At 66.2% G+C, this 17351-nt stretch carries 19 protein-coding genes; 10 read left to right on the top strand and 9 right to left on the bottom strand.

The window, feature by feature from the left end:
- Positions 1-211: 211 nt before the first annotated feature.
- The 3 genes from H9X91_RS03440 (at position 212) to H9X91_RS03450 (ending at position 2566) form a co-directional block, all read left to right on the top strand.
- Positions 212-700, top strand: a complete 489-nt coding sequence (locus H9X91_RS03440) for an RNA polymerase sigma factor (RefSeq protein ID WP_204802515.1) — start codon at positions 212-214, stop codon at positions 698-700.
- The gene (locus H9X91_RS03445) at positions 684-1796 is read left to right on the top strand and encodes a DUF4825 domain-containing protein (RefSeq protein WP_204802517.1); all 1113 of its coding nucleotides are present in this window, start codon (positions 684-686) and stop codon (positions 1794-1796) included. The genes H9X91_RS03440 and H9X91_RS03445 overlap by 17 nt, the downstream gene beginning before the upstream one ends.
- A gap of 224 nt (positions 1797-2020) precedes the next feature.
- Positions 2021-2566 carry a M48 family metallopeptidase gene (locus H9X91_RS03450; protein ID WP_243414407.1) on the top strand — a complete coding sequence of 182 codons (546 nt, stop codon included), beginning with the start codon at positions 2021-2023 and terminating at the stop codon, positions 2564-2566.
- A gap of 43 nt (positions 2567-2609) precedes the next feature.
- On the opposite strand, the gene H9X91_RS03455 is transcribed toward H9X91_RS03450, so the two are convergent.
- Together H9X91_RS03455 and H9X91_RS03460 are read right to left on the bottom strand one after the other, a co-directional pair.
- Positions 2610-3170 carry a biotin transporter BioY gene (locus H9X91_RS03455; protein WP_207754318.1) on the bottom strand — a complete coding sequence of 187 codons (561 nt, stop codon included), beginning with the start codon at positions 3168-3170 and terminating at the stop codon, positions 2610-2612.
- Positions 3171-3291: 121 nt separating this feature from the next.
- Positions 3292-3864, bottom strand: coding sequence for a uracil-DNA glycosylase (locus tag H9X91_RS03460; RefSeq protein WP_204802519.1), 573 nt, complete (start codon positions 3862-3864; stop codon positions 3292-3294).
- 119 nt (positions 3865-3983) lie between these two features.
- Here H9X91_RS03460 and H9X91_RS03465 point away from each other — a divergent pair, with 119 nt between their 5' ends.
- A complete protein-coding gene (locus H9X91_RS03465; protein ID WP_204802521.1) occupies positions 3984-4517 on the top strand; it encodes a putative ABC transporter permease in 534 nt (177 codons plus the stop codon).
- Between the two features lie 59 nt (positions 4518-4576).
- Here the strand turns inward: H9X91_RS03465 and H9X91_RS03470 are convergent, their stop codons facing one another.
- Entirely contained in the window at positions 4577-5512 is a 936-nt protein-coding gene (locus tag H9X91_RS03470; RefSeq protein ID WP_204802523.1) for an alpha/beta hydrolase, read from the bottom strand.
- Between the two features lie 111 nt (positions 5513-5623).
- On the opposite strand from H9X91_RS03470, the gene glpK reads away from it, so the two are divergent.
- On the top strand, positions 5624-7135 hold the full coding sequence (gene glpK, locus H9X91_RS03475; RefSeq protein WP_204802525.1) for a glycerol kinase GlpK: 1512 nt from the start codon (positions 5624-5626) through the stop codon (positions 7133-7135).
- A gap of 125 nt (positions 7136-7260) precedes the next feature.
- Complete coding sequence (locus H9X91_RS03480) at positions 7261-7677, top strand: zinc ribbon domain-containing protein (protein WP_204802527.1); 417 nt, start codon at positions 7261-7263, stop codon at positions 7675-7677.
- 62 nt (positions 7678-7739) lie between these two features.
- Here the strand turns inward: H9X91_RS03480 and H9X91_RS03485 are convergent, their stop codons facing one another.
- Positions 7740-8225 carry a GNAT family N-acetyltransferase gene (locus H9X91_RS03485; RefSeq protein WP_204802529.1) on the bottom strand — a complete coding sequence of 162 codons (486 nt, stop codon included), beginning with the start codon at positions 8223-8225 and terminating at the stop codon, positions 7740-7742.
- A 14-nt stretch (positions 8226-8239) separates the two neighbouring features.
- Positions 8240-8794, bottom strand: coding sequence for an XRE family transcriptional regulator (locus H9X91_RS03490; RefSeq protein ID WP_204802531.1), 555 nt, complete (start codon positions 8792-8794; stop codon positions 8240-8242).
- Positions 8795-9306: 512 nt separating this feature from the next.
- Between H9X91_RS03490 and H9X91_RS03495 the strand changes: the two genes are divergently transcribed.
- The gene (locus H9X91_RS03495) at positions 9307-9681 is read left to right on the top strand and encodes a hypothetical protein (RefSeq protein WP_204802534.1); all 375 of its coding nucleotides are present in this window, start codon (positions 9307-9309) and stop codon (positions 9679-9681) included.
- 49 nt (positions 9682-9730) lie between these two features.
- Here the strand turns inward: H9X91_RS03495 and cysS are convergent, their stop codons facing one another.
- Together cysS and epsC are read right to left on the bottom strand one after the other, a co-directional pair.
- Positions 9731-11179, bottom strand: a complete 1449-nt coding sequence (gene cysS, locus H9X91_RS03500; protein WP_204802576.1) for a cysteine--tRNA ligase — start codon at positions 11177-11179, stop codon at positions 9731-9733.
- 1 nt (position 11180) lies between these two features.
- Positions 11181-11849: a serine O-acetyltransferase EpsC gene (gene epsC, locus H9X91_RS03505; protein WP_204802536.1), complete on the bottom strand. Its 669-nt coding sequence runs from the start codon at positions 11847-11849 to the stop codon at positions 11181-11183.
- A 628-nt stretch (positions 11850-12477) separates the two neighbouring features.
- On the opposite strand from epsC, the gene H9X91_RS03510 reads away from it, so the two are divergent.
- The 3 genes from H9X91_RS03510 to H9X91_RS03520 all read left to right on the top strand — a co-directional run bounded on the left by H9X91_RS03510 (position 12478) and on the right by H9X91_RS03520 (position 15007).
- Entirely contained in the window at positions 12478-13827 is a 1350-nt protein-coding gene (locus tag H9X91_RS03510; protein ID WP_204802538.1) for a hemolysin family protein, read from the top strand.
- Positions 13828-13938: 111 nt separating this feature from the next.
- Positions 13939-14631, top strand: a complete 693-nt coding sequence (locus H9X91_RS03515; protein ID WP_204802540.1) for a helix-turn-helix domain-containing protein — start codon at positions 13939-13941, stop codon at positions 14629-14631.
- A 1-nt stretch (position 14632) separates the two neighbouring features.
- Positions 14633-15007 carry a hypothetical protein gene (locus tag H9X91_RS03520; protein WP_204802542.1) on the top strand — a complete coding sequence of 125 codons (375 nt, stop codon included), beginning with the start codon at positions 14633-14635 and terminating at the stop codon, positions 15005-15007.
- Positions 15008-15060: 53 nt separating this feature from the next.
- Here H9X91_RS03520 and pgsA read toward each other — a convergent pair whose 3' ends face one another.
- Together pgsA and rimO are read right to left on the bottom strand one after the other, a co-directional pair.
- Positions 15061-15582 (bottom strand): CDP-diacylglycerol--glycerol-3-phosphate 3-phosphatidyltransferase, encoded by a 522-nt coding sequence (gene pgsA, locus H9X91_RS03525; protein WP_204802545.1) that lies wholly within the window; start codon positions 15580-15582, stop codon positions 15061-15063.
- A gap of 6 nt (positions 15583-15588) precedes the next feature.
- A complete protein-coding gene (rimO, locus tag H9X91_RS03530) occupies positions 15589-16917 on the bottom strand; it encodes a 30S ribosomal protein S12 methylthiotransferase RimO (protein WP_338111929.1) in 1329 nt (442 codons plus the stop codon).
- Positions 16918-17351 lie beyond the last annotated feature (434 nt).

Consider the following 17351-nt stretch of genomic DNA (forward strand, 5'->3'; position numbering starts at 1 on the left):
TTTGGCAAGACAAAAGAGAAATGGGGGGTGCATCCCGCTGGACAATGCCCCCTGCGGGAGCAGCCACTTCCGTGGCCGCCGTTCGGCGGCCCATATCCCCGGGCGGCAGATTGCCGCCCCTACGGTATTTACCGGGTGCGAATTTTTCCAAATCCGTGTAACGAATCCCCCGCCAAGCGGACATATCTGACAGAGAGGAGGGAGAATCCCCATGGACGATATGGAACAGATCTACCAGGCCCATGCCAGGACCGTCTATAAATTTCTCCTCTCCCAGTGCCATGACGCCGACCTGGCGGAGGAGCTGACCCAGGAGACCTTCTGCCAGGCCGTCCGGTCCATTGACCGGTTTAAGGGGGACTGCAAGGTGTCCGTCTGGCTGTGCCAGATCGCCAAGCACCTGTGGTACCAGCACCTGCGCAGGCGGAGGCCCGAGGAGCCCCTGCCGGAGGACGGCCTGCCGGTTCCCTCCGCCGAGGAGGACACCCTGGCCCGGCAGGGCCATCTGGACCTGCTGCGCAGGATCCACAGCCTGCCTCCCAACACCCGGGAGGTGGTGTATCTCCGGGCCTTCGGGGGGCTCAGCTTCCGGGAGATCGGCGACGTGCTGGGACGGACGGAGACCTGGGCCCGGGTGACGTTTTACCGGGGCAAGGAGACCCTGCGGAAAGGAGACGAGAGCCATGAAGAACATTCCTGAACTGCCCTGCGCCGTTGTGGAGGACCTGCTGCCCGCCTATGTGGAGGGGCTGACTTCTGAGGAGACCACCGCGGCGGTGGAGGCCCACCTGGCCTCCTGCCCCGCCTGCGCCGCCAAGCGGGCCGCCATGGGGGCGGAGGAGGGCCCGTCCCCGGAGGAGACAGCGGAGACCGCCCGGGAGGTGGACTACCTGAAAGCCGTCCGGCGGCGGAGCCGGAGGCGGGTGGCGGCGGCCATTCTGTGCACAGTGCTGGTGCTGCTGCTGGGCTTTGCCGCCAAGATCTTTGTCATCGGCGAGCCCCTGGATCCCGACGGGGTGGCGGTATCCTCCCAGGAATCGGACGACGTGCTCCAGGTGCAGATCAGTTCCTACGGCTCCGGCAATGCCTTCCACAGCTGGACAGCGGAAAACCAGGATGGCGTGGTCTCCATCACCGCCCGGAGCGTGCTGGTGTCCCCCCTGTTCCGGGACGGCACCGGCACCGTGGAGGTGCCCCTGGAGGGCGTGACGGAGGTCTGGCTGGGGGAGGCCGGCGAGGGCCGGATGATCTGGCAGGACGATACGATGATCCTCGCCGACGCCTGGGCGCTGTACCAGGCCCAGACCCCCTATGTAGGCAACAACTCCGCCGTGGGGAGGGTCCTGGCGGCGGTGGACACCTGGTACGGACCCCCTATCGTCGACTACACCATCAGCCTCCAGACTTCCGCAGAGCCCTACGGCCTGACCATCCACTTCGACGATGTCACCGCCCACATTCTGGGCGCCGGGAAGTCCATTGACGACCGCATGTACGCCGTCGCCCCTGCCCTGCTGGCGCTGATCGGCAACCTGGGGCAGGTGCAGTGGACCTACGCCGCCCCGGACGGCACCGCCGTCACCCGCTCCGTGACCCTGGAAGAAGTGGACGCCGCCCTGCCGGACTGGATCGCCGCCTATGATCTGGACGCCGGCGCGGACTGGACGGCCCCGGAGAGCGTCAAGGACTATGCCGCCTCCCCGGCGGCGGTGCAGCAGCTCATCGATCTGATCGACTTCGGCCTCTACGTGGTCACCGTGGAGGACGGGACCAACGTCTTCACCCCCTGGCCGTAAACACCCCTCTGTGAATCCCCTCCCATCTGGGAAACGTTGCACGCCGGCGTGCAAATCTGCCACGATCGTGCACCGTCGTGACGATCGTGCACGATCGTGCGATATAAGACAAGACAAGATAAGACAAGACAAGATAAGAAAAGATAAGATAAGACAACACCTCGCCGGAGCGGCCGCCCTCTGTGGGCAGCGGCCGCTCCGGCGGCGGGGAGCGCCCCCTTGCCTTGTCCGCCGAAGTGTGCTATCCTGTCCCCATGGAACCGTATGAACTCATCCGCTCCGGCCGGAAGACCCTGGCCCTGGAGATCACAAAGGACTGCCGGGTGGTGGTGCGGGCCCCCCGCCGCCTGTCCCGGGAGCGCATCGACGACTTCGTGGCAAAGCACGCGGCCTGGATCGCCCGGCACCTGGCGGAGCAGCGCCGCCGGGCCGCTCTGGCGCCCCCGGCTCCCACGAAAGAAGAGCTGGCCGATCTGAAGGCAAAGGCCCGGCAGATGCTGCTGCCGAAGGTGGCCTTCTGGAGCGAACAAATGGGCCTTTCTCCCACCGGGGTGAAGATCACCGCCGCCCGGACCCGGTACGGCAGCTGCAGCGGGAGGAACAGCCTGTGCTTCTCCTGCTTTCTGGCAAACGCCCCGGAGGCGGCGGTGGACCTGGTGGTGGTCCACGAGCTGTGCCACATCCGGGTGAAGAACCACGGCCCGGACTTCTACGCCCTGCTGGAGCGGACCCTGCCCGACTGGCGGGAGCGGAAGCGGCTGCTGCGGTGACATCTGCGCAAAAAGACCCCCACGGCTGTGCCGTGGGGGTTTCTCACTTCAGATACCGGGCCAGCCGGCGGGAGAGGGCCAGGGCCAGGGCGAGCTTGGCCAGGTCCGGCACGATAAAAGGAAACACGCACAGCCCCAGGGCCGTCCACAGCCCCACGGGACCCGTGGTCCGGGCGTAGGCCGCCAGGAACCAGGCGGTGCCGAAGCCGTAGCACACCACAAGCCCCAGCGCCATGGCCGCCGCCATCACCCCGGGCCGGCTGCCGAAGCGGGCGGTGACGGCCCAGTACAGCAGCGCCGAGACCAGAAAGCCCAGGATGTACCCCCCGGTGGTGCCCAGCAGCACCCCGGGCCCCCCCCGGAAGCCGGAGAACACCGGCAGGCCCGCCAGGCCCAGCAGCAGATACGCCGCCACGGCATACGTCCCCCGCCGGCCTCCCAGGACCCCCAGGGCCGCGAACACGCCGAAGGTCTGCAGGGTGAAGGGCACCGTCAGGGGCACGGTGATCCAGGCGCACACCGCCAGCAGCACGGTGAACAGGGCCGTGTAGGCCAGGTCCACGGTCCGCCACCTGGGTCTTGCTGTCACAGATGTCTCCGGCAAAGCGATCCCTCCCCTTCGATTTACCGGCAGTATAGCAGGCTTTTTCACGATTGTCAACCTATATTTTCAAAATGGTTAACAATAGGGACAGAGAGAAGCGGCGGGGCCTTTGTCCCGCCGCTCAGCAGTCCGTGTGGGTGCAGACCTCCCGGACCTTGGCCTGGATGGCCTTCAGGTCCACAAAGGTCTCCGGCCGCTTGCCCTCGTCCCGCAGCAGGGCGGAGGGGTGGTAGATGGCGGTCAGCTGGACGCCGCGGCGCTCAAACCACTGGCCGTGCTGTTCGGTGATCTTGAAGTCCTCCCGGATGATGGCCTTGGCGGCGATCCGCCCCAGGCAGATGATGATCCTGGGCCGCAGCAGCGCCGTCTGCCGCCGGAGCCAGCCGATGCAGGCGTCCTGCTCCACGTTCAGGGGGTCCCGGTTTTTCGGCGGGCGGCACTTGACGATGTTGGCCACGTACACCTTGGTCCGGTCCAGGCCGATGATCTCCAGCATGTCGTCCAGCAGCTTCCCCGCCGGGCCCACGAAGGGGACGCCCTGCTCGTCCTCGTGCTGGCCGGGGCCCTCCCCCACCAGCAGGATCTCCGCGTCCCTGGCCCCGTCGCCGAACACCACGTTCGTCCTCGTCTCCGCCAGGGCACAGGCACGGCACGCCCCGCAGTCCCGCTCCAGCGCCTCCCAGGTATCCGCCATGGGTCTCTCCCCCTTCCGCCTTGTGTCATTTCATCATACCACAAAATCTTCCGCCCCGCAACGTGGTATGATCGCCCCGCCGCCGGACAAACTGGTCTCAGGAAAGGAGGGGGAGCGGATTGTCTCTGCTGCTCTGGACGTTCTGGACCTACAGCTTTTTCGGCTATCTGCTGGAGCGGGGCTACGCCGCCGCAACCCGGGCGGCCCAGCCGCCCGGAAAGGGCTTTCTGCTGCTGCCCCTGTGCCCGGTGTACGGGCTGGGGGCCCTGGCGGTGCTGGCCCTGCCCCCGGCCCTGACGGACGGGTTCTGGTCCCTGGCCCTGTGGGGCGGCCTCACCGCCACGGCGGTGGAGTACGGGGTGCATCTCCTGTACGACCGGCTGCTGGGGGTGCGGTTCTGGGACTACAGCCGCCTGCCGGGCAATTTTCAGGGCCGGGTCTGCCTGCCCTTCTCCCTGGCCTGGGGGGTGCTGACGGGGGCGGCGCTGCCGCCGGTCCAGCGTGCGCTGGGGCCGGTGCTGGCGGCCATTCCGCCGGCGGTGACGTACGCCGTGCTGCTGGTGTTCACCGCCGACGCGGTGGTGTCCCTCCGGCTGCTGCGCCGGGCCGGGGACCCGGGCATCCTGTCCCTGCGGGCGCTGGGCCGGGCATAGGGCGGAAAGGGCATGGGCGATGGCCCATGCCCTTCTCTGGTATCGGTCTCCTATCCTGTTCAGCCCTTCGGCAGATGGGACTCCAGCCAGCGGCACACGTCGGCGCAGACCGTCTCCCCGCACGCCTCGTTCAGGATCTCGTGCCGCGCCCCGGGGTACAGCTTCATCTCCACGTCCCGGACGCCGGCACGACGGAAGCTGCGGTACGCCCGGCGGACGCCCTTCCCCATGTCCCCCACCGGGTCGTCCTGCCCGGAGAGGAACAGGACGGGGGTGTTCCGGTTCATCCGCTTCAGGTTCTCCCGCTTTTCGATATAGGCGATGCCCCCCAGCATCTCCCGGAAGAGCCCGATGGTGGGGTCCCCGCCGCAGAGGGGGTCCGCCAGGTAATCGTCCACGTTCTCCGTGCGGACGGAGAGCCAGTCGTAGGCGGTGCGGTTGGGGGCGAACTTCCGGTTGTAGGCCTCGAAGGCCAGCCTGTTCACCAGGGGGCTGGGGCGGGCGTCCCCCACCTTCCGGACCTCTTTGGCGGCCAGGGCCCGGGCCGCCGCCACCACCGCCGGGGGCATCTGGCCGGTGCCCATGAGAATGGCCCCCGCCACGGTGCCGGGATAGCGGATCAGGTACGTCCGGGCCAGGAAGGAGCCCATGGAGTGGCCCAGCAGGAACACCGGCAGGCCGGGATACCGCCGCCCCGCCAGCTCCCGCCGGGCGTACAGGTCCTGCACCACCCAGCTCCAGCTGCCCTTCGGCCCGAAGTACAGCCGGGGCGCCCCCGCCGCCACGGAGGTGCCGTGGCCCAGGTGGTCGTGGCCCGCCACGGCAAAGCCCCGCTCCGTCAGGTACGATGCCAGGGGCCCGTAGCGCAGAATGTGCTCCGACACCCCGTGGGAGATCAGCAGCACCCCCCGGGGCGCCGTCTCCGGCACCCAGTCCACCGCGTGGATGCCGGTCTTTCCGTCCGCGGAGGGAAAGACAAATTCGTTTTGTACCATGGAAAAACCTTCCTCTCTGTGCTATACTGTTTGCCATCGGGCATAGGATGCCTGCTTTACGGCTTGATGATACCACACGTCCGCCCCAAATGCCAGAGGAGGTCATGATCGATGCGTCCATACGTCGTCGCCCTGGACCAGGGCACCACCAGTTCCCGGGCCATCCTGTTCAACCAGGCGGGGGAGATCGTCTCCCGGGCCCAGCACCCCTTCCGCCAGATCTACCCCCAGCCCGGCTGGGTGGAGCACGACCCGCTGGACATCTGGGCCACGGAGAAGCGGGCCCTGGCGGAGGCCGTGGGCGCCGCCCACATCGACCCCAAGCAGATCGCCGCCATCGGCATCACCAACCAGCGGGAGACCACCATCCTCTGGGACCGGGCCACCGGGCAGCCGGTCCACAACGCCATCGTCTGGCAGTGCCGCCGCACCGCCCCCATCTGCGACGAACTGAAGGAGCAGGGCCTGGGGCCATTGGTCACGGAGCGGACGGGCCTGCTCATCGACGCCTACTTCTCCGGCACCAAGATCCGGTGGCTGCTGGACCACGTCCCCGGTGCCCGGCAGCGGGCGGAGCGGGGGGAGCTGTGCGCCGGCACGGTGGACAGCTGGCTCATCTGGAACCTCACCGGCGGGGCGGCCCACGTGACGGACTACTCCAACGCCTCCCGGACCATGCTGTTCAACATCCATGACCTCCGGTGGGACGCCGACCTGTGCGCCGCCCTGGACATCCCGGTGTCCCTGCTGCCGGAGCCCCTGCCCAGCTGCCATCTCTACGGCCGTGTGGCCCCCGGCATCCCGGGGCTGGAGGATCTGGCGGGCATCCCCATCTGCGGCAGCGCCGGGGACCAGCCGGCGGCCTTGTTCGGCCAGGCCTGCTTCGCCCCGGGCCAGGCCAAGAACACCTACGGCACCGGCTGCTTCACGTTGATGAACGTGGGCGGCGCGCCGGTGGCCTCCCGGTCGGGGCTGGTGACCTCCGTGGCCTGGTCCCTGAACGGCCGGACCACCTACGCCCTGGAGGGCAGCGTGTTCAACGCCGGCAGCACCATCCAGTGGCTGCGGGACGAGCTGGGGCTCATCTCCTCCGCCCCGGAGTGCGACCGCCTGGCGGAGAGCGTGCCGGACAGCGGCGGCGTCTATGTGGTGCCCGCCTTCACCGGTCTGGGCGCCCCCTACTGGGACATGTACGCCCGGGGCACCATCGTGGGCCTGACCCGGGGCACCACCCGGGCCCACATCGCCCGGGCGGTGCTGGACGCCATCGCCCTGCAGGTGGCGGACCTGGTGCGGGCCATGAACGATGACGCCCCCTGCCCCATCACCACATTGCGGGTGGACGGCGGCGCCTCGGTCAGCGACATCATGATGCAGACCCAGGCAGACCTGCTGCGCCTTCCCGTGGACCGGCCCGCCCAGGTGGAGACCACCGCCTTCGGCGCCGCGGCTCTGGCGGGCCTTGCCGCCGGGGTCTGGACGGATCTGGACGAGGTGGCGGGCCTGCGCCGCAGCCAGCACGTGTTCCTCCCCCAGCGGCCGGAGGGCGACTGCGAAGCCCAGTACCGCCAGTGGCGGCGGGCGGTGGACCGGAGCCTGCGGTGGATTGAAAACGATGTGTAAACAAATCCGGAATCAGTTGCGTTCCCGCGGAAAGTGCGCTATACTGAAGCCAAGTTGGGGACGTGAAATGGAAATGAAAAGACCAGCGGGGCAGGACGCCCGCAGATGAAAGGAGTTTATTCGATATGGCTTTTTTTGAGGATCTGACCAAAAAGACAAAGGATCTGGCCTATGTGGCCGCCGACAAGGCCAAGGACGTGGCCGCCGTTGCGGCGGACAAGGCCAAGGACGCCGCCGAGCTGACCCGCATCTCCATGGCCATCGCCGGCGAGCAGCGGGAGATCGACAAGAACTACCGCACCATCGGCGAGTGGTTCGTCAGCGAGTACGAGGGGGAGATCCCCGACGCGGTCCGGGACCTGGTGGAGGCCGTGAACGCCTCCAAGGCCAAGATCGCCGAGCTGGAGGCCAGCAAGCCCCGCAAGGACGACGCCGAGCCTGAGGCGGCCGCTGACGCCCCCGCCCAGAAGATCTGCCCCATCTGCGGCGCTGCCTCCGACAGCAAGTTCTGCCCCCAGTGCGGCGCCCCCATGGGTGACTGAGTTTTCCCCAAGCAGCAGACAAGCCCGCCGGCTGAAAAGCCGGCGGGCTTCTTTTCGCTTGCTCAGAAGGTAAGCCGCATGTCGTACCACACCACGCCGCCGTGGGTGGACTGGGAGACCCCCTCGTTCACAAAGCCGAATCTTTCGTAGTAGTGGACCAGCTTGTCCTTGCAGGTGAGGACGCAGCCCTTCCGCCCCTGAGCTTTGGCGTCGGCGATGACCCGCTCCAGCACCTGCCCGGCACAGCCGTGGCGGCGGTAGGCCGGCAGGGTGTTGACACCGAAGATCATCTGCCAGGCGCCGTCTTCGTTGTGGAGGGCGGCGTTTTCGTACATCTCGTCCCGGAGCTTGGGCTCGTCGGTGACCATGCCGTCCACAAAGCTCACCACCGTGCCGTCGTCCTCCTCCAGCAGCCAGAAGTGGCCTGCGTAGTGGGCCAGCCGGTCAGCGATCTCCGCCGCCGTGGCGGCCTCCGCCGGCGGGAAGCAGGCGGCCTCCACCGCCGCCAGGGCGGCCGCGTCCGCCGGTGTGGCGGTCCGAATGTGCATAAAACAGTTCCCCCTTATTTCAGATAGCGGTACGTCAGCAGCAGCCGGGCCGTGGTGTTGAACTGGTTTTCCAGCCAGAAGGGCTGGTCCGCCGCAAACCGCAGGGCGTCCCGCTCCAGCAGCTGGAAGTCCTGCCCCTCCGCATGGAGCAGCACCGTGCCGGAGATGCTGGTGGCCAGGCACACGCAGCCGGGCACCATGGGCTCCGGCTCGTACCGGGCGCTGATGTACAGGTCCAGGAAGAACGTCTCCTGCCGCAGCACGTCGTCATAGGGCAGGGAGGGCCGCAGCAGCGCCTTGCCCCCGTCCAGCCGGGCGGGCTTGTTGTCCAGCTCCCGCAGGAGCAGCAGCGGCTCGAAGTCGTCGTTCTCCAGCAGCACCTCCGCCGGGACCTTCAGCGCCCCGGCCAGCTTGCCCAGGATGGCCACGGAGGGGTTGGCCTCCCCCCGCTCGATCTGGCCCAGCATGCTGCGGGACACGCCGGCCTCCGCCGCCAGCCGCTCCATGCTGCGCTTCTTGCTCTTGCGGATGCGCTTGATGTTCTCTCCCACCGCCCGGGTCAGCTCCATGGCGTTCCGTCCTCTCACGGCCCAAAAGGCCAGGATATTGTCTGTTAGCTTTTATATAGTACGCAATCTGTCGTTTTTTGTCAAGAGGAAAGCGGGGCGGCCAACGCCGTCCCGCCGGACAAGTTTGGAAAAATGCTTGCAAGCCATGCCCAATCGTGATATCATCGACATGAAAAACAAAAATGCGGCAGTTTCCAGGTGCGCCAACACCTGGAAACCTATGCAGGTGGTAGCGCACCTACACAACGGCCATCCGGCCGCACCGCATGAATTATGATACGACAATCCGGCCTTTTTGTAAAGGGCGGCTTTTGTCGTTGTTGGTTCATGCCTGTGTTGCATAAGAAGTCTCTTCTTACGCCGTGTAGGGGTAACCCTGCGCGGCGTTTTTGTTTTTCGCCCGCCGCCCGGGGGCGCCAGCCCCCGGGGCCGGTGTGGTGAAACACCTGTCAGGAAGGAGGACTCCTCAGCAATTACGCAGTATCTTTCATATAAAAGGAGAGAGTAAACCAATGAAAACAGCAAAACTTGTCACCGGCATCCTGTGCATGGTCTTCACATTCTTGGTCCTGTTTCAGTCCTGTGCCGCGGGAATTTCCAATACGCTGGGAGAGACCGGAGAGAGCAGCGGCTTCGCCGGCTTGATGCTGGCGCTTTTGATGCTTGCCGGCGGCATCGTTGAAGTCGTCACCAGAAAAGCCTCCGGAAAAGGGGGTTCGATCGCCGCCGTCATTCTCTTTTTCCTGGCAGCGCTCATCGGCTTCCCCAATGCGGGTTCCTTTTCCGATCTGAAAATATGGTCCGCCTGGTGTCTGATCCTTGGGATTCTGAATCTGATCTCACTTTTCGTGAAAGAGAAAGATAACGGCGGAACTGATCCCTCCTAAGAGAACAGGAAGCGGCTATCTGTAAGATACAGATAGCCGCTTCCTTGTTTTACACTCTCTTCCAGCTGGCGCCGCCCTTGGTGTCGATGATCTCGATGCCCTGGGCCTTCAATTCGTCCCGGATCCGGTCCGCCTCGGCGAAGTTCTTGGCCTTCTTGGCCTCGTACCGCTGCATGACCAGCGCGTCGATGGCCGGGTCGCCCTCGCCGGTGACGGTGTAGCCGCCCTCGGCGGTGGTGGTCTTGGCCTGGGCCGCCTCGGCCCGCTTGGCCGCCGCCTTCTCCAGCAGGCCCAGGGACAGCACGCTGTCAAAGTCCCCGATGAGGGCCAGCTTGGTGGCGTCGTTGGTCTTGGCCTTCAGCACGTCGAACAGGGCCGTCACGCCCATGGAGGTGTTCAGGTCGTTGCCCATCTGCTGGCCGAACTTCTCCCGGTAGGGCTTCATGGCGGCCTCATCCACCGCCCCGTCCTCCGGGTCCAGGGCCGCGATGCGGCCGATCAGCTTGGTGTAGGCCGCCGCCGCGTTGTCCAGGTTCTCCCAGGTGAAGACCAGCGCCTTGCGGTAGTGGCTCTGGAGGCAGAAGTACCGGTAGGCCAGGGGGTCGTAGCCCTTCTGCTCCAGCAGGGAGACCGTCAGGAACTCGCCCTTGGACTTGCTCATCTTGCCGTCGCTGGTGTTCAGGTGGTGGACATGGAACCACTGGGGGCACCAGGGGTGGCCCAGGTAGCTCTCGCTCTGTGCGATCTCGTTGGTGTGGTGGGGGAAGGCGTTGTCGATGCCGCCGCAGTGGAGGTCCAGGTACTCCCCGTTGTACTTCATGGAGATGCCGGAGCACTCGATGTGCCAGCCGGGATAGCCCACGCCCCAGGGGGAGTCCCACTTCAGGGCCTGATCCTCGAATTTGGATTTGGTGAACCAGAGGACGAAGTCGTTCTTGTTGCGCTTGTTGGTGTCCTCCTCCACGCCCTCCCGGACGCCCACGGCCAGGTCCTCCTCGTCGTGGTCGTTGAAGACGTAGTACCGCTCCAGCCTGCTGGTGTCGAAGTACACGTTGCCGCCGGCGAAGTAGGCGTAGCCGGTGTCCATCAGCTTGGAGACGATCTTGATATACTCGTCGATGCAGCCGGTGGCGGGCTGGACCACGTCGGGGGTCTTGATGTTCAGCTTTTTGCAGTCGTCAAAGAAGGCGTCGGTGTAGAACTTGGCAATCTCCAGCACAGTCTTGTGCTCCCGCTTGGCGCCCTTCACCATCTTGTCCTCGCCCTCGTCGGCGTCGGAGGTGAGATGGCCCACGTCGGTGATGTTCATCACCCGGTGGACGTCGTACCCCGCCCAGCGGAGGTACTTCTCCAGCACGTCCTCCATGATATAGCTGCGCAGGTTGCCGATGTGGGCGTAGTGATACACCGTGGGGCCGCAGGTGTACATCTCCACGTGGCCGGGGGTGTGGGTCTTGAATTCCTCTTTTTTGTGTGTCGCCGAATTGTACAGATACATTTCAGGCAGTCCTTTCTGTTCGATGATTCGTTTCACGCAGCTGGCGCTCCAGCGCCTCCAGCCGGCGGCTCAGGGCGTCGATCTCCTCCAGCAGGGGGTCCGCCACGTGGATCTGGTCCACGTCGTCGGCGTAGTACACCGGCCGGCCGGACATCCGGGCGATCCGGGCGGGCACGCCCACGGCGGTGCTGTTGGCCGGCACCGCCCGCAGCACCACGGCGCCCGCCGCGATCCGGGCGTTGTCCCCCACGGTGAGGGGTCCCAGCACCTTGGCCCCTGACCCCACCATCACATTGTTCCCCAGGGTGGGGTGGCGCTTGCCCTGGTCCTTCCCCGTGCCCCCCAGGGTCACCCCCTGGTAGAGCAGGCAGTCGTCCCCGATCTCCGCCGTCTCGCCGATGACGATGCCGGAGCCGTGGTCGATCACCAGCCGGCGGCCGATCTGCGCACCGGGGTGGATCTCGATGCCGGTCCAGAACCGGCTCCACTGGGAGACGCACCGGGCCAGGAAGAACCGCCGGTGCCGGTACAGCCAGTTGGCCGCCCGGTGGTACAGCACGGCGTGGACGCCGGGGTACAGGAGAAAGATCTCCAGCTTGCTGCGGGCCGCGGGGTCGCGGCGCTGGTAGGCGGCCAGCAGGCCGCCCAGTCGGGTCACTCGTTTTGCCATATCCAATGACTCCTTGTGCGGCGCGGGAGGCAATGAAAAGCGCCCCCCGTACCAAAAGTACGAGAGGCGACGAATCGCGGTTCCACTCTCTTTTATCACTCAAGGAGGCCCGTTGACGCTGGCCAGGCGGAGGGCTTCTGCATCCCCCGCGCTCCCGGGCGCACGTTCACAGCCCCCGCCGTAGGCGCGCTTGCAGCCGGTGACGCGCCCTCTCTGTCCTTTGGATGTGCTGTTACTCTTCCCGATCAACACGCTATTGACTTACGCTTTGTATCTTAGCAGGATTTGGGAGTGGTGTCAAGATGGAACTTTCCGCCGCCGTGCCGGAAAAATCTGAACGGACGCTGAACGGCCCGCCGTCTTGACAGCGGCGCCCTCCATCCGTATGATTAGTATACGCAGAATCCGCAGAAAGGACCCTCATCCGTTTTTATGGACGAATCTGACAGCGGCGACGGAAACCGCCACAACTGGATCCAGACAGCGTACAGACATGGTCTGCCGCCCCGCCGGGCGGGAGGCTGTGTCTTTTTGCGCGCCTGGGGCCGTCCGGGGCGGCTTCGGCCCGCCGCGCGCCCCTGATCTTCGGCTTTTCTGATCTTCAATTTTTCTAAAGGAGAGAACACCCTTGGACAGTATTCCCCAACAGCTGCTTCTGCAGGTCATCCTGATCCTCATCAACGCCTTTTTCGCCATGACGGAGATCGCCGTCATCTCCCTGACCCCCGGCAGGCTCCGCATGCTGGCGGAGGAGGGGGACAAGGCCGCCCCCAAGCTCTTAAAGCTGGTGGAGGAGCCCGCCGGCTTCCTCTCCACCATCCAGATCGCCATCACCCTGGCGGGATTCCTCTCCAGCGCCTTCGCGGCGGACAGCTTCGCCGGATACCTGGTGGACTGGGTCTACACGGACCTGGGCTTCCAGTCCCTGTCCCGGGGCACCCTGAACACCCTGTCGGTCATCGTCATCACGCTGATCCTGTCCTACTTCACCCTGGTGCTGGGAGAGCTGACCCCCAAGCGCATCGCCATGCAGAAGCCCCTGCAGGTGGCAAAGCTCTCCTGCGGGGTGGTCATGGCCGTGGCCGCCGCGGCGCGGCCGGCGGTGTGGCTGCTGTCCGCCTCCACCAACGGGCTTTTGAAGCTGCTGCGCCTCTCCACCCAGCCGGAGGAGGAGTCCGTCACCGAGGAGGAGATCCGCATGATGGTGGACCTGGGCCAGGCCCGGGGCACCATTGAGCGGGAAGAGGGCGAGTGGATCGACAACGTGTTCGAGTTCGGCGAGTCCATGGCCCGGGACCTGATGACCCACGCCGGGGACGTGACCGCCTTCCCGGCGACGGCGGAGGACGGCGAGATCCTCCAGGCCATCCGGAAGACCGGCCTCTCCCGCTACCCGGTGTACGACGGGGACCTGAACCACGTGCTGGGCATCCTCAACGCCCGGGTGTTCCTGCTGGACCGGGCCGGGGACCACCCCCGCCCCCTGCGGGAGCTGCTGCAGACCGCCTACTTCGTCCCCGACACCCTGAACGCCGCCACGCTGCTGCGGGATATGCAGAGCAAGAAGGTCCACATCGCCGTGGTCATCGACGAGTACGGCGACACCGCCGGCATCATCACCATGGAGGACCTGCTGGAGGAGATCGTGGGCAGCATCTACGACGAGTTCGACCCCGCCGAGCCGGCGGAGATCGAGGCCGTCGGCCCCGGCGTCTGGAAGGTCAGCGGCGGCGCCGACATCGAGGAGGTTGCGGAGGCCCTGGACGTGAAGCTGCCGGAGGACCGGGAGTTCGACACCCTGGGCGGGCTGGTGTTCAGCCAGCTCCACACCATCCCCCGGGGCGGCCCGGTGCCGGATGTGGAGGCCTGCGGGCTCCATGTCCACGTGGATCAGGTGGAGGGCTTCCGCATCGTCAGCGCCACGGTCCGCAGGTGCGATCCCCAAGAGCCGCCGGAGGAGGCGCCTCCCGCCTCCTGATGGGCGGTTTCCCCCCCTGTCAACCGCCTGTTGACAAGATTCCCTCCCCTGTCGCTTGTCAGGGGAGGGATTTTTCGGTATGATGGGGCCAGAGAGAAGGAGGGGACGCCCATGGAATTGAAGGACCGCATCGCCGCCGTCCGCAAGGCGGCGGGATTGACCCAGGAGCAGCTGGGGGAGCTGCTGGGGGTCTCCCGGCAGGCGGTGAGCCGCTGGGAGAGCGGCCAGACCTCCCCGGACGCGGCCACCCTGGCCGCCCTGTGCGAGAAGCTCCGCGTGTCGGCGGACTATGTGCTGCTGGGCAAGGAGCCGGGAGAGGGTCAAAGCACCGGGCCCGCCTATGAGCCGCCGGACACCTGCCCCTGCTGCGGGCGGCCTGTGGAGGGGTCGATCTGCCCTTCCTGTGGTTTTACTTTGCCGACCACGCCGCCCCGGGGGCCGCGGTACGCCATTATTTCAGAAAGCATTTACTTTCAAAATGAAAAAGCCGCCCAGCAGCTGGAGCATTTCTGCGGGATTCCACTGGAACAGGCAAAAGCGATCCTGAAGGCGGCCTCTGTCACCGGGGTACTGCTGCGGCGGGACCTGACAGACAGCGCCGCCCAATATCTTGCCGCTCATCTGAGCCGGGATCTGTTCTCCCCCCTGCGGATCGTGGAGGATGCGGGAGAGGCAGAGGACGCCCTGCTGGCCAAGCCCAGCGCCATGACGCTGCCTCCCCCTGCTGAAGGAAACAGCGGCATCGGCTTTTTCGGGGTCGTTCTGGCCGTCATCGTGGCCCTGCTGATCCTCTCGTTCTTCTGAGATGGACCGGTCGCTTCTGCGGCGGTACGCCGCCTCCGGCGTCTTCATCGCCGGGCTGTATCTGCTGAACCGCTTCCTCCTGGTGCCCCTGACCGGCTGGCGCCTGCCGGCCTGGCACGGAGCGGACTTTCTGGCGGGCGGGCTGATGCTGTGCTTCCTGAACGGCCTGCTGTTGCTGGCCCGCCGGCGGCCGTTGGAGCGGGTTTTCCCCGTCTCCCTCTTCCTCCTGGGGTGCGGCCTGTTTTGGGAGGTGGTGACCCCCCTCTACCTGCCCCGGTCCGTGGGGGACCCGCGGGACGTGCTGGCGGTGTGGCTGGGGGGCCTGGCCCTGCTGGCCCTCTGGCGGCGGCTGGACCGCCCGCGGCACCGCCGCTGAACCTGCATAAAAAGCCGCCCCCGGCGCGTCTGCGCCGGGGGCGGTCCTGTTTTTTATGCCGAGGCGATGACGTCCTTGTTCTTCACGAAGTACTCCACGCCGGAGTACAGGGTCGTCAGCGTGATGACCCACACGCAGAGGGTGTTCACCACCGGTGGAATGGGCAGGAACATCAGCACCACGCACACCATGGTGGAGGCGGTCTTCACCTTGCCGGACCACCCGGCGGCGATGACCCGGCCCTTGTCGCTGGCGATCATCCGCAGGCCGCTGACGGCGAACTCCCGGCAGATGACGATCAGCAGCATCCAGGCGGGCATCTGCCCGATCTCCACGAACCACAGCATGGCGGCAGTCACCAGCATCTTGTCCGCCAGGGGGTCGGCGAACTTGCCGAAGTCCGTCACCAGGTTGTACTTCCGGGCGATCTTGCCGTCCAGCAGGTCCGTCAGGCTGGCGATGATGAAGATGGCCAGGGCCGCGTACGTGGCGCCGGGAAAGCCCCAGTACAGCACCACCATGAAGATCGGGATCAATATAATGCGCAGAAGCGTCAATTTATTGGGCAAATTCATGGTCACTCACCCCTCTACCAGCTCACCGGTCAGCTCGCCGTCCATGACGCCGGTGAGCCGGACGGTCACGAAGGTGCCCGGCTCCACGTCCCGGTCCGCCTCAAACCAGATGCGGCCGTCGATGTCCGGGGACTCGGCGTAGCTGCGGCCGAAGCACATCTGGGCCTGGCCGTCGAAGCCCTCGCACAGGACCTCCCGCTCCGTGCCCAGGAGGGAGGCGTTGTAGCCGTCGATAATGTCGGACTGGACGTCCACCACCAGCTCCGCCCGGCGGCGGGCCTCCTCCATGTCCACGTGGTCCATCCGGGCCGCCCTCGTCCCCTCCTCCGGGGAGAAGGGGAACACCCCGGCCCGCTCGATCTTTGTCTCCCGGAGAAAGACACACAGTTCCTCCAGCTCCGCCTCGCCCTCGCCGGGCAGGCCGGTGATGAGGCTGGTCCGCAGCACCAGGCCGGGGATGCGGGCCCGGAGCTTGGCCAGCAGGTCCAGCAGCTCCGCCTTGGTGTCCCGGCGGTTCATGGCCTTCAAAATGCCGTCGTTGCAGTGCTGGATGGGGATGTCCAGGTACTTGACGATCTTGGGCTCCCGGGCGATGGTGTCGATCAGGTCCTCCGTGATCTCGTCCGGGTACAGGTAGTGGAGCCGGATCCAGTGGAAGTCCAGCCTGCACAGCTCCCGCAGGAGGGCCGAGAGCTGGTGCTCGCCGTTCAGGTCCGTGCCGTACCGGGTGATGTCCTGGGCGATGACCAGCAGCTCCTTCACCCCGGCGGACGCCAGCTCCCGGGCCTCTTCCAGCAGGCCCTCCATGGGGCGGCTGCGGTATTTGCCCCGGAGGGAGGGGATCACGCAGTAGGCGCAGTGGTTGTCGCACCCCTCGGCGATGCGGAGGTAGGCGTACCAGGGGGGCGTGGACAGGATGCGCTCCCCGTCCTGGGGGGCGGTGTGGATGTTGCCCAGGTGGCAGGGCCGCAGGCCGCCTGCCATCACCTCGTCGATGGCATCGCAGATGTCGCCGTAGCTGCCGGTGCCCAGGATGCCGTCCACCTCCGGCAGCTCGTTCAGCACATCCTGCTTGTACCGCTGGGTCATGCAGCCGGTGACGAGGATCTTTTTCACCTGGCCGGAGCGCTTCAGCTCCGCCATCTCCAGGATGTTGTCGATGGCCTCCTCGCAGGCGGACTGCAGGAAGCCGCAGGTGTTCACCACCACCACGTCGGCCCCCTCGGGCTGGGCCTGGATGGTGTGGCCGGCGGCCTGGACGGAGGCCATCATCTGCTCGCAGTTCACCTGGTTCTTGGCGCAGCCAAGGGAGATAAAGGAAATGTTGTATGGCACGATCGATTCCTCCAATCGATGGATTGATGCAAAATGGGCCCGGCGGGGCCCGGTGCGGGGGGTGCGTCCCATTGGACGCGGAATTCCGCCGGGTTGCCGGCTTGTCCCAATGCACCCCCCATTTCTCTTTTGGTCTTGCCAAAAGAGAAACGGGCCGTGCACGGTCCAAAGAGAAAAAACGCTTCGGCGGGTCGGTCTGCGCAGGCGCAGACCTCCTGCCGCCGGCGGGGGAAGGTTGGCGATCCCTTGCGGCAGTCAGGGACGGAAACGCCCGGCCCTTGGGGAAACCTCCAGCCCGGGGAAGTCAGGGATACATCCTGCGCCGCTTTTCGCTGCCGCTGGCCGGTGGTCGATGAAGGCTTCAGCATAGGACAACGCAACAGCTCCTACGCCCGCCGGGGGAGCGCGTAGCGAAGCGGAACGCGCGGAAAGAG

It is taken from the genome of Oscillibacter valericigenes (genome assembly GCF_016902445.1).
GTDB classification, from domain to species: domain Bacteria; phylum Bacillota; class Clostridia; order Oscillospirales; family Oscillospiraceae; genus Oscillibacter; species Oscillibacter avistercoris.

Coding starts and splice junctions, on each gene's coding strand:
- H9X91_RS03440 (WP_204802515.1), top strand. CDS start 212: ATGGACGATATGGAACAGATCTACCAGGCCCATGCCAGGACCGTCTAT.
- H9X91_RS03445 (WP_204802517.1), top strand. CDS start 684: ATGAAGAACATTCCTGAACTGCCCTGCGCCGTTGTGGAGGACCTGCTG.
- H9X91_RS03460 (WP_204802519.1), bottom strand. CDS start 3,864: ATGGCGGATACCTGGGAGGCGCTGGAGCGGGACTGCGGGGCGTGCCGT.
- H9X91_RS03470 (WP_204802523.1), bottom strand. CDS start 5,512: ATGGTACAAAACGAATTTGTCTTTCCCTCCGCGGACGGAAAGACCGGC.
- glpK (WP_204802525.1), top strand. CDS start 5,624: ATGCGTCCATACGTCGTCGCCCTGGACCAGGGCACCACCAGTTCCCGG.
- H9X91_RS03480 (WP_204802527.1), top strand. CDS start 7,261: ATGGCTTTTTTTGAGGATCTGACCAAAAAGACAAAGGATCTGGCCTAT.
- H9X91_RS03485 (WP_204802529.1), bottom strand. CDS start 8,225: ATGCACATTCGGACCGCCACACCGGCGGACGCGGCCGCCCTGGCGGCG.
- H9X91_RS03490 (WP_204802531.1), bottom strand. CDS start 8,794: ATGGAGCTGACCCGGGCGGTGGGAGAGAACATCAAGCGCATCCGCAAG.
- H9X91_RS03495 (WP_204802534.1), top strand. CDS start 9,307: ATGAAAACAGCAAAACTTGTCACCGGCATCCTGTGCATGGTCTTCACA.
- cysS (WP_204802576.1), bottom strand. CDS start 11,179: ATGTATCTGTACAATTCGGCGACACACAAAAAAGAGGAATTCAAGACC.
- epsC (WP_204802536.1), bottom strand. CDS start 11,849: ATGGCAAAACGAGTGACCCGACTGGGCGGCCTGCTGGCCGCCTACCAG.
- H9X91_RS03515 (WP_204802540.1), top strand. CDS start 13,939: ATGGAATTGAAGGACCGCATCGCCGCCGTCCGCAAGGCGGCGGGATTG.
- H9X91_RS03520 (WP_204802542.1), top strand. CDS start 14,633: ATGGACCGGTCGCTTCTGCGGCGGTACGCCGCCTCCGGCGTCTTCATC.
- pgsA (WP_204802545.1), bottom strand. CDS start 15,582: ATGAATTTGCCCAATAAATTGACGCTTCTGCGCATTATATTGATCCCG.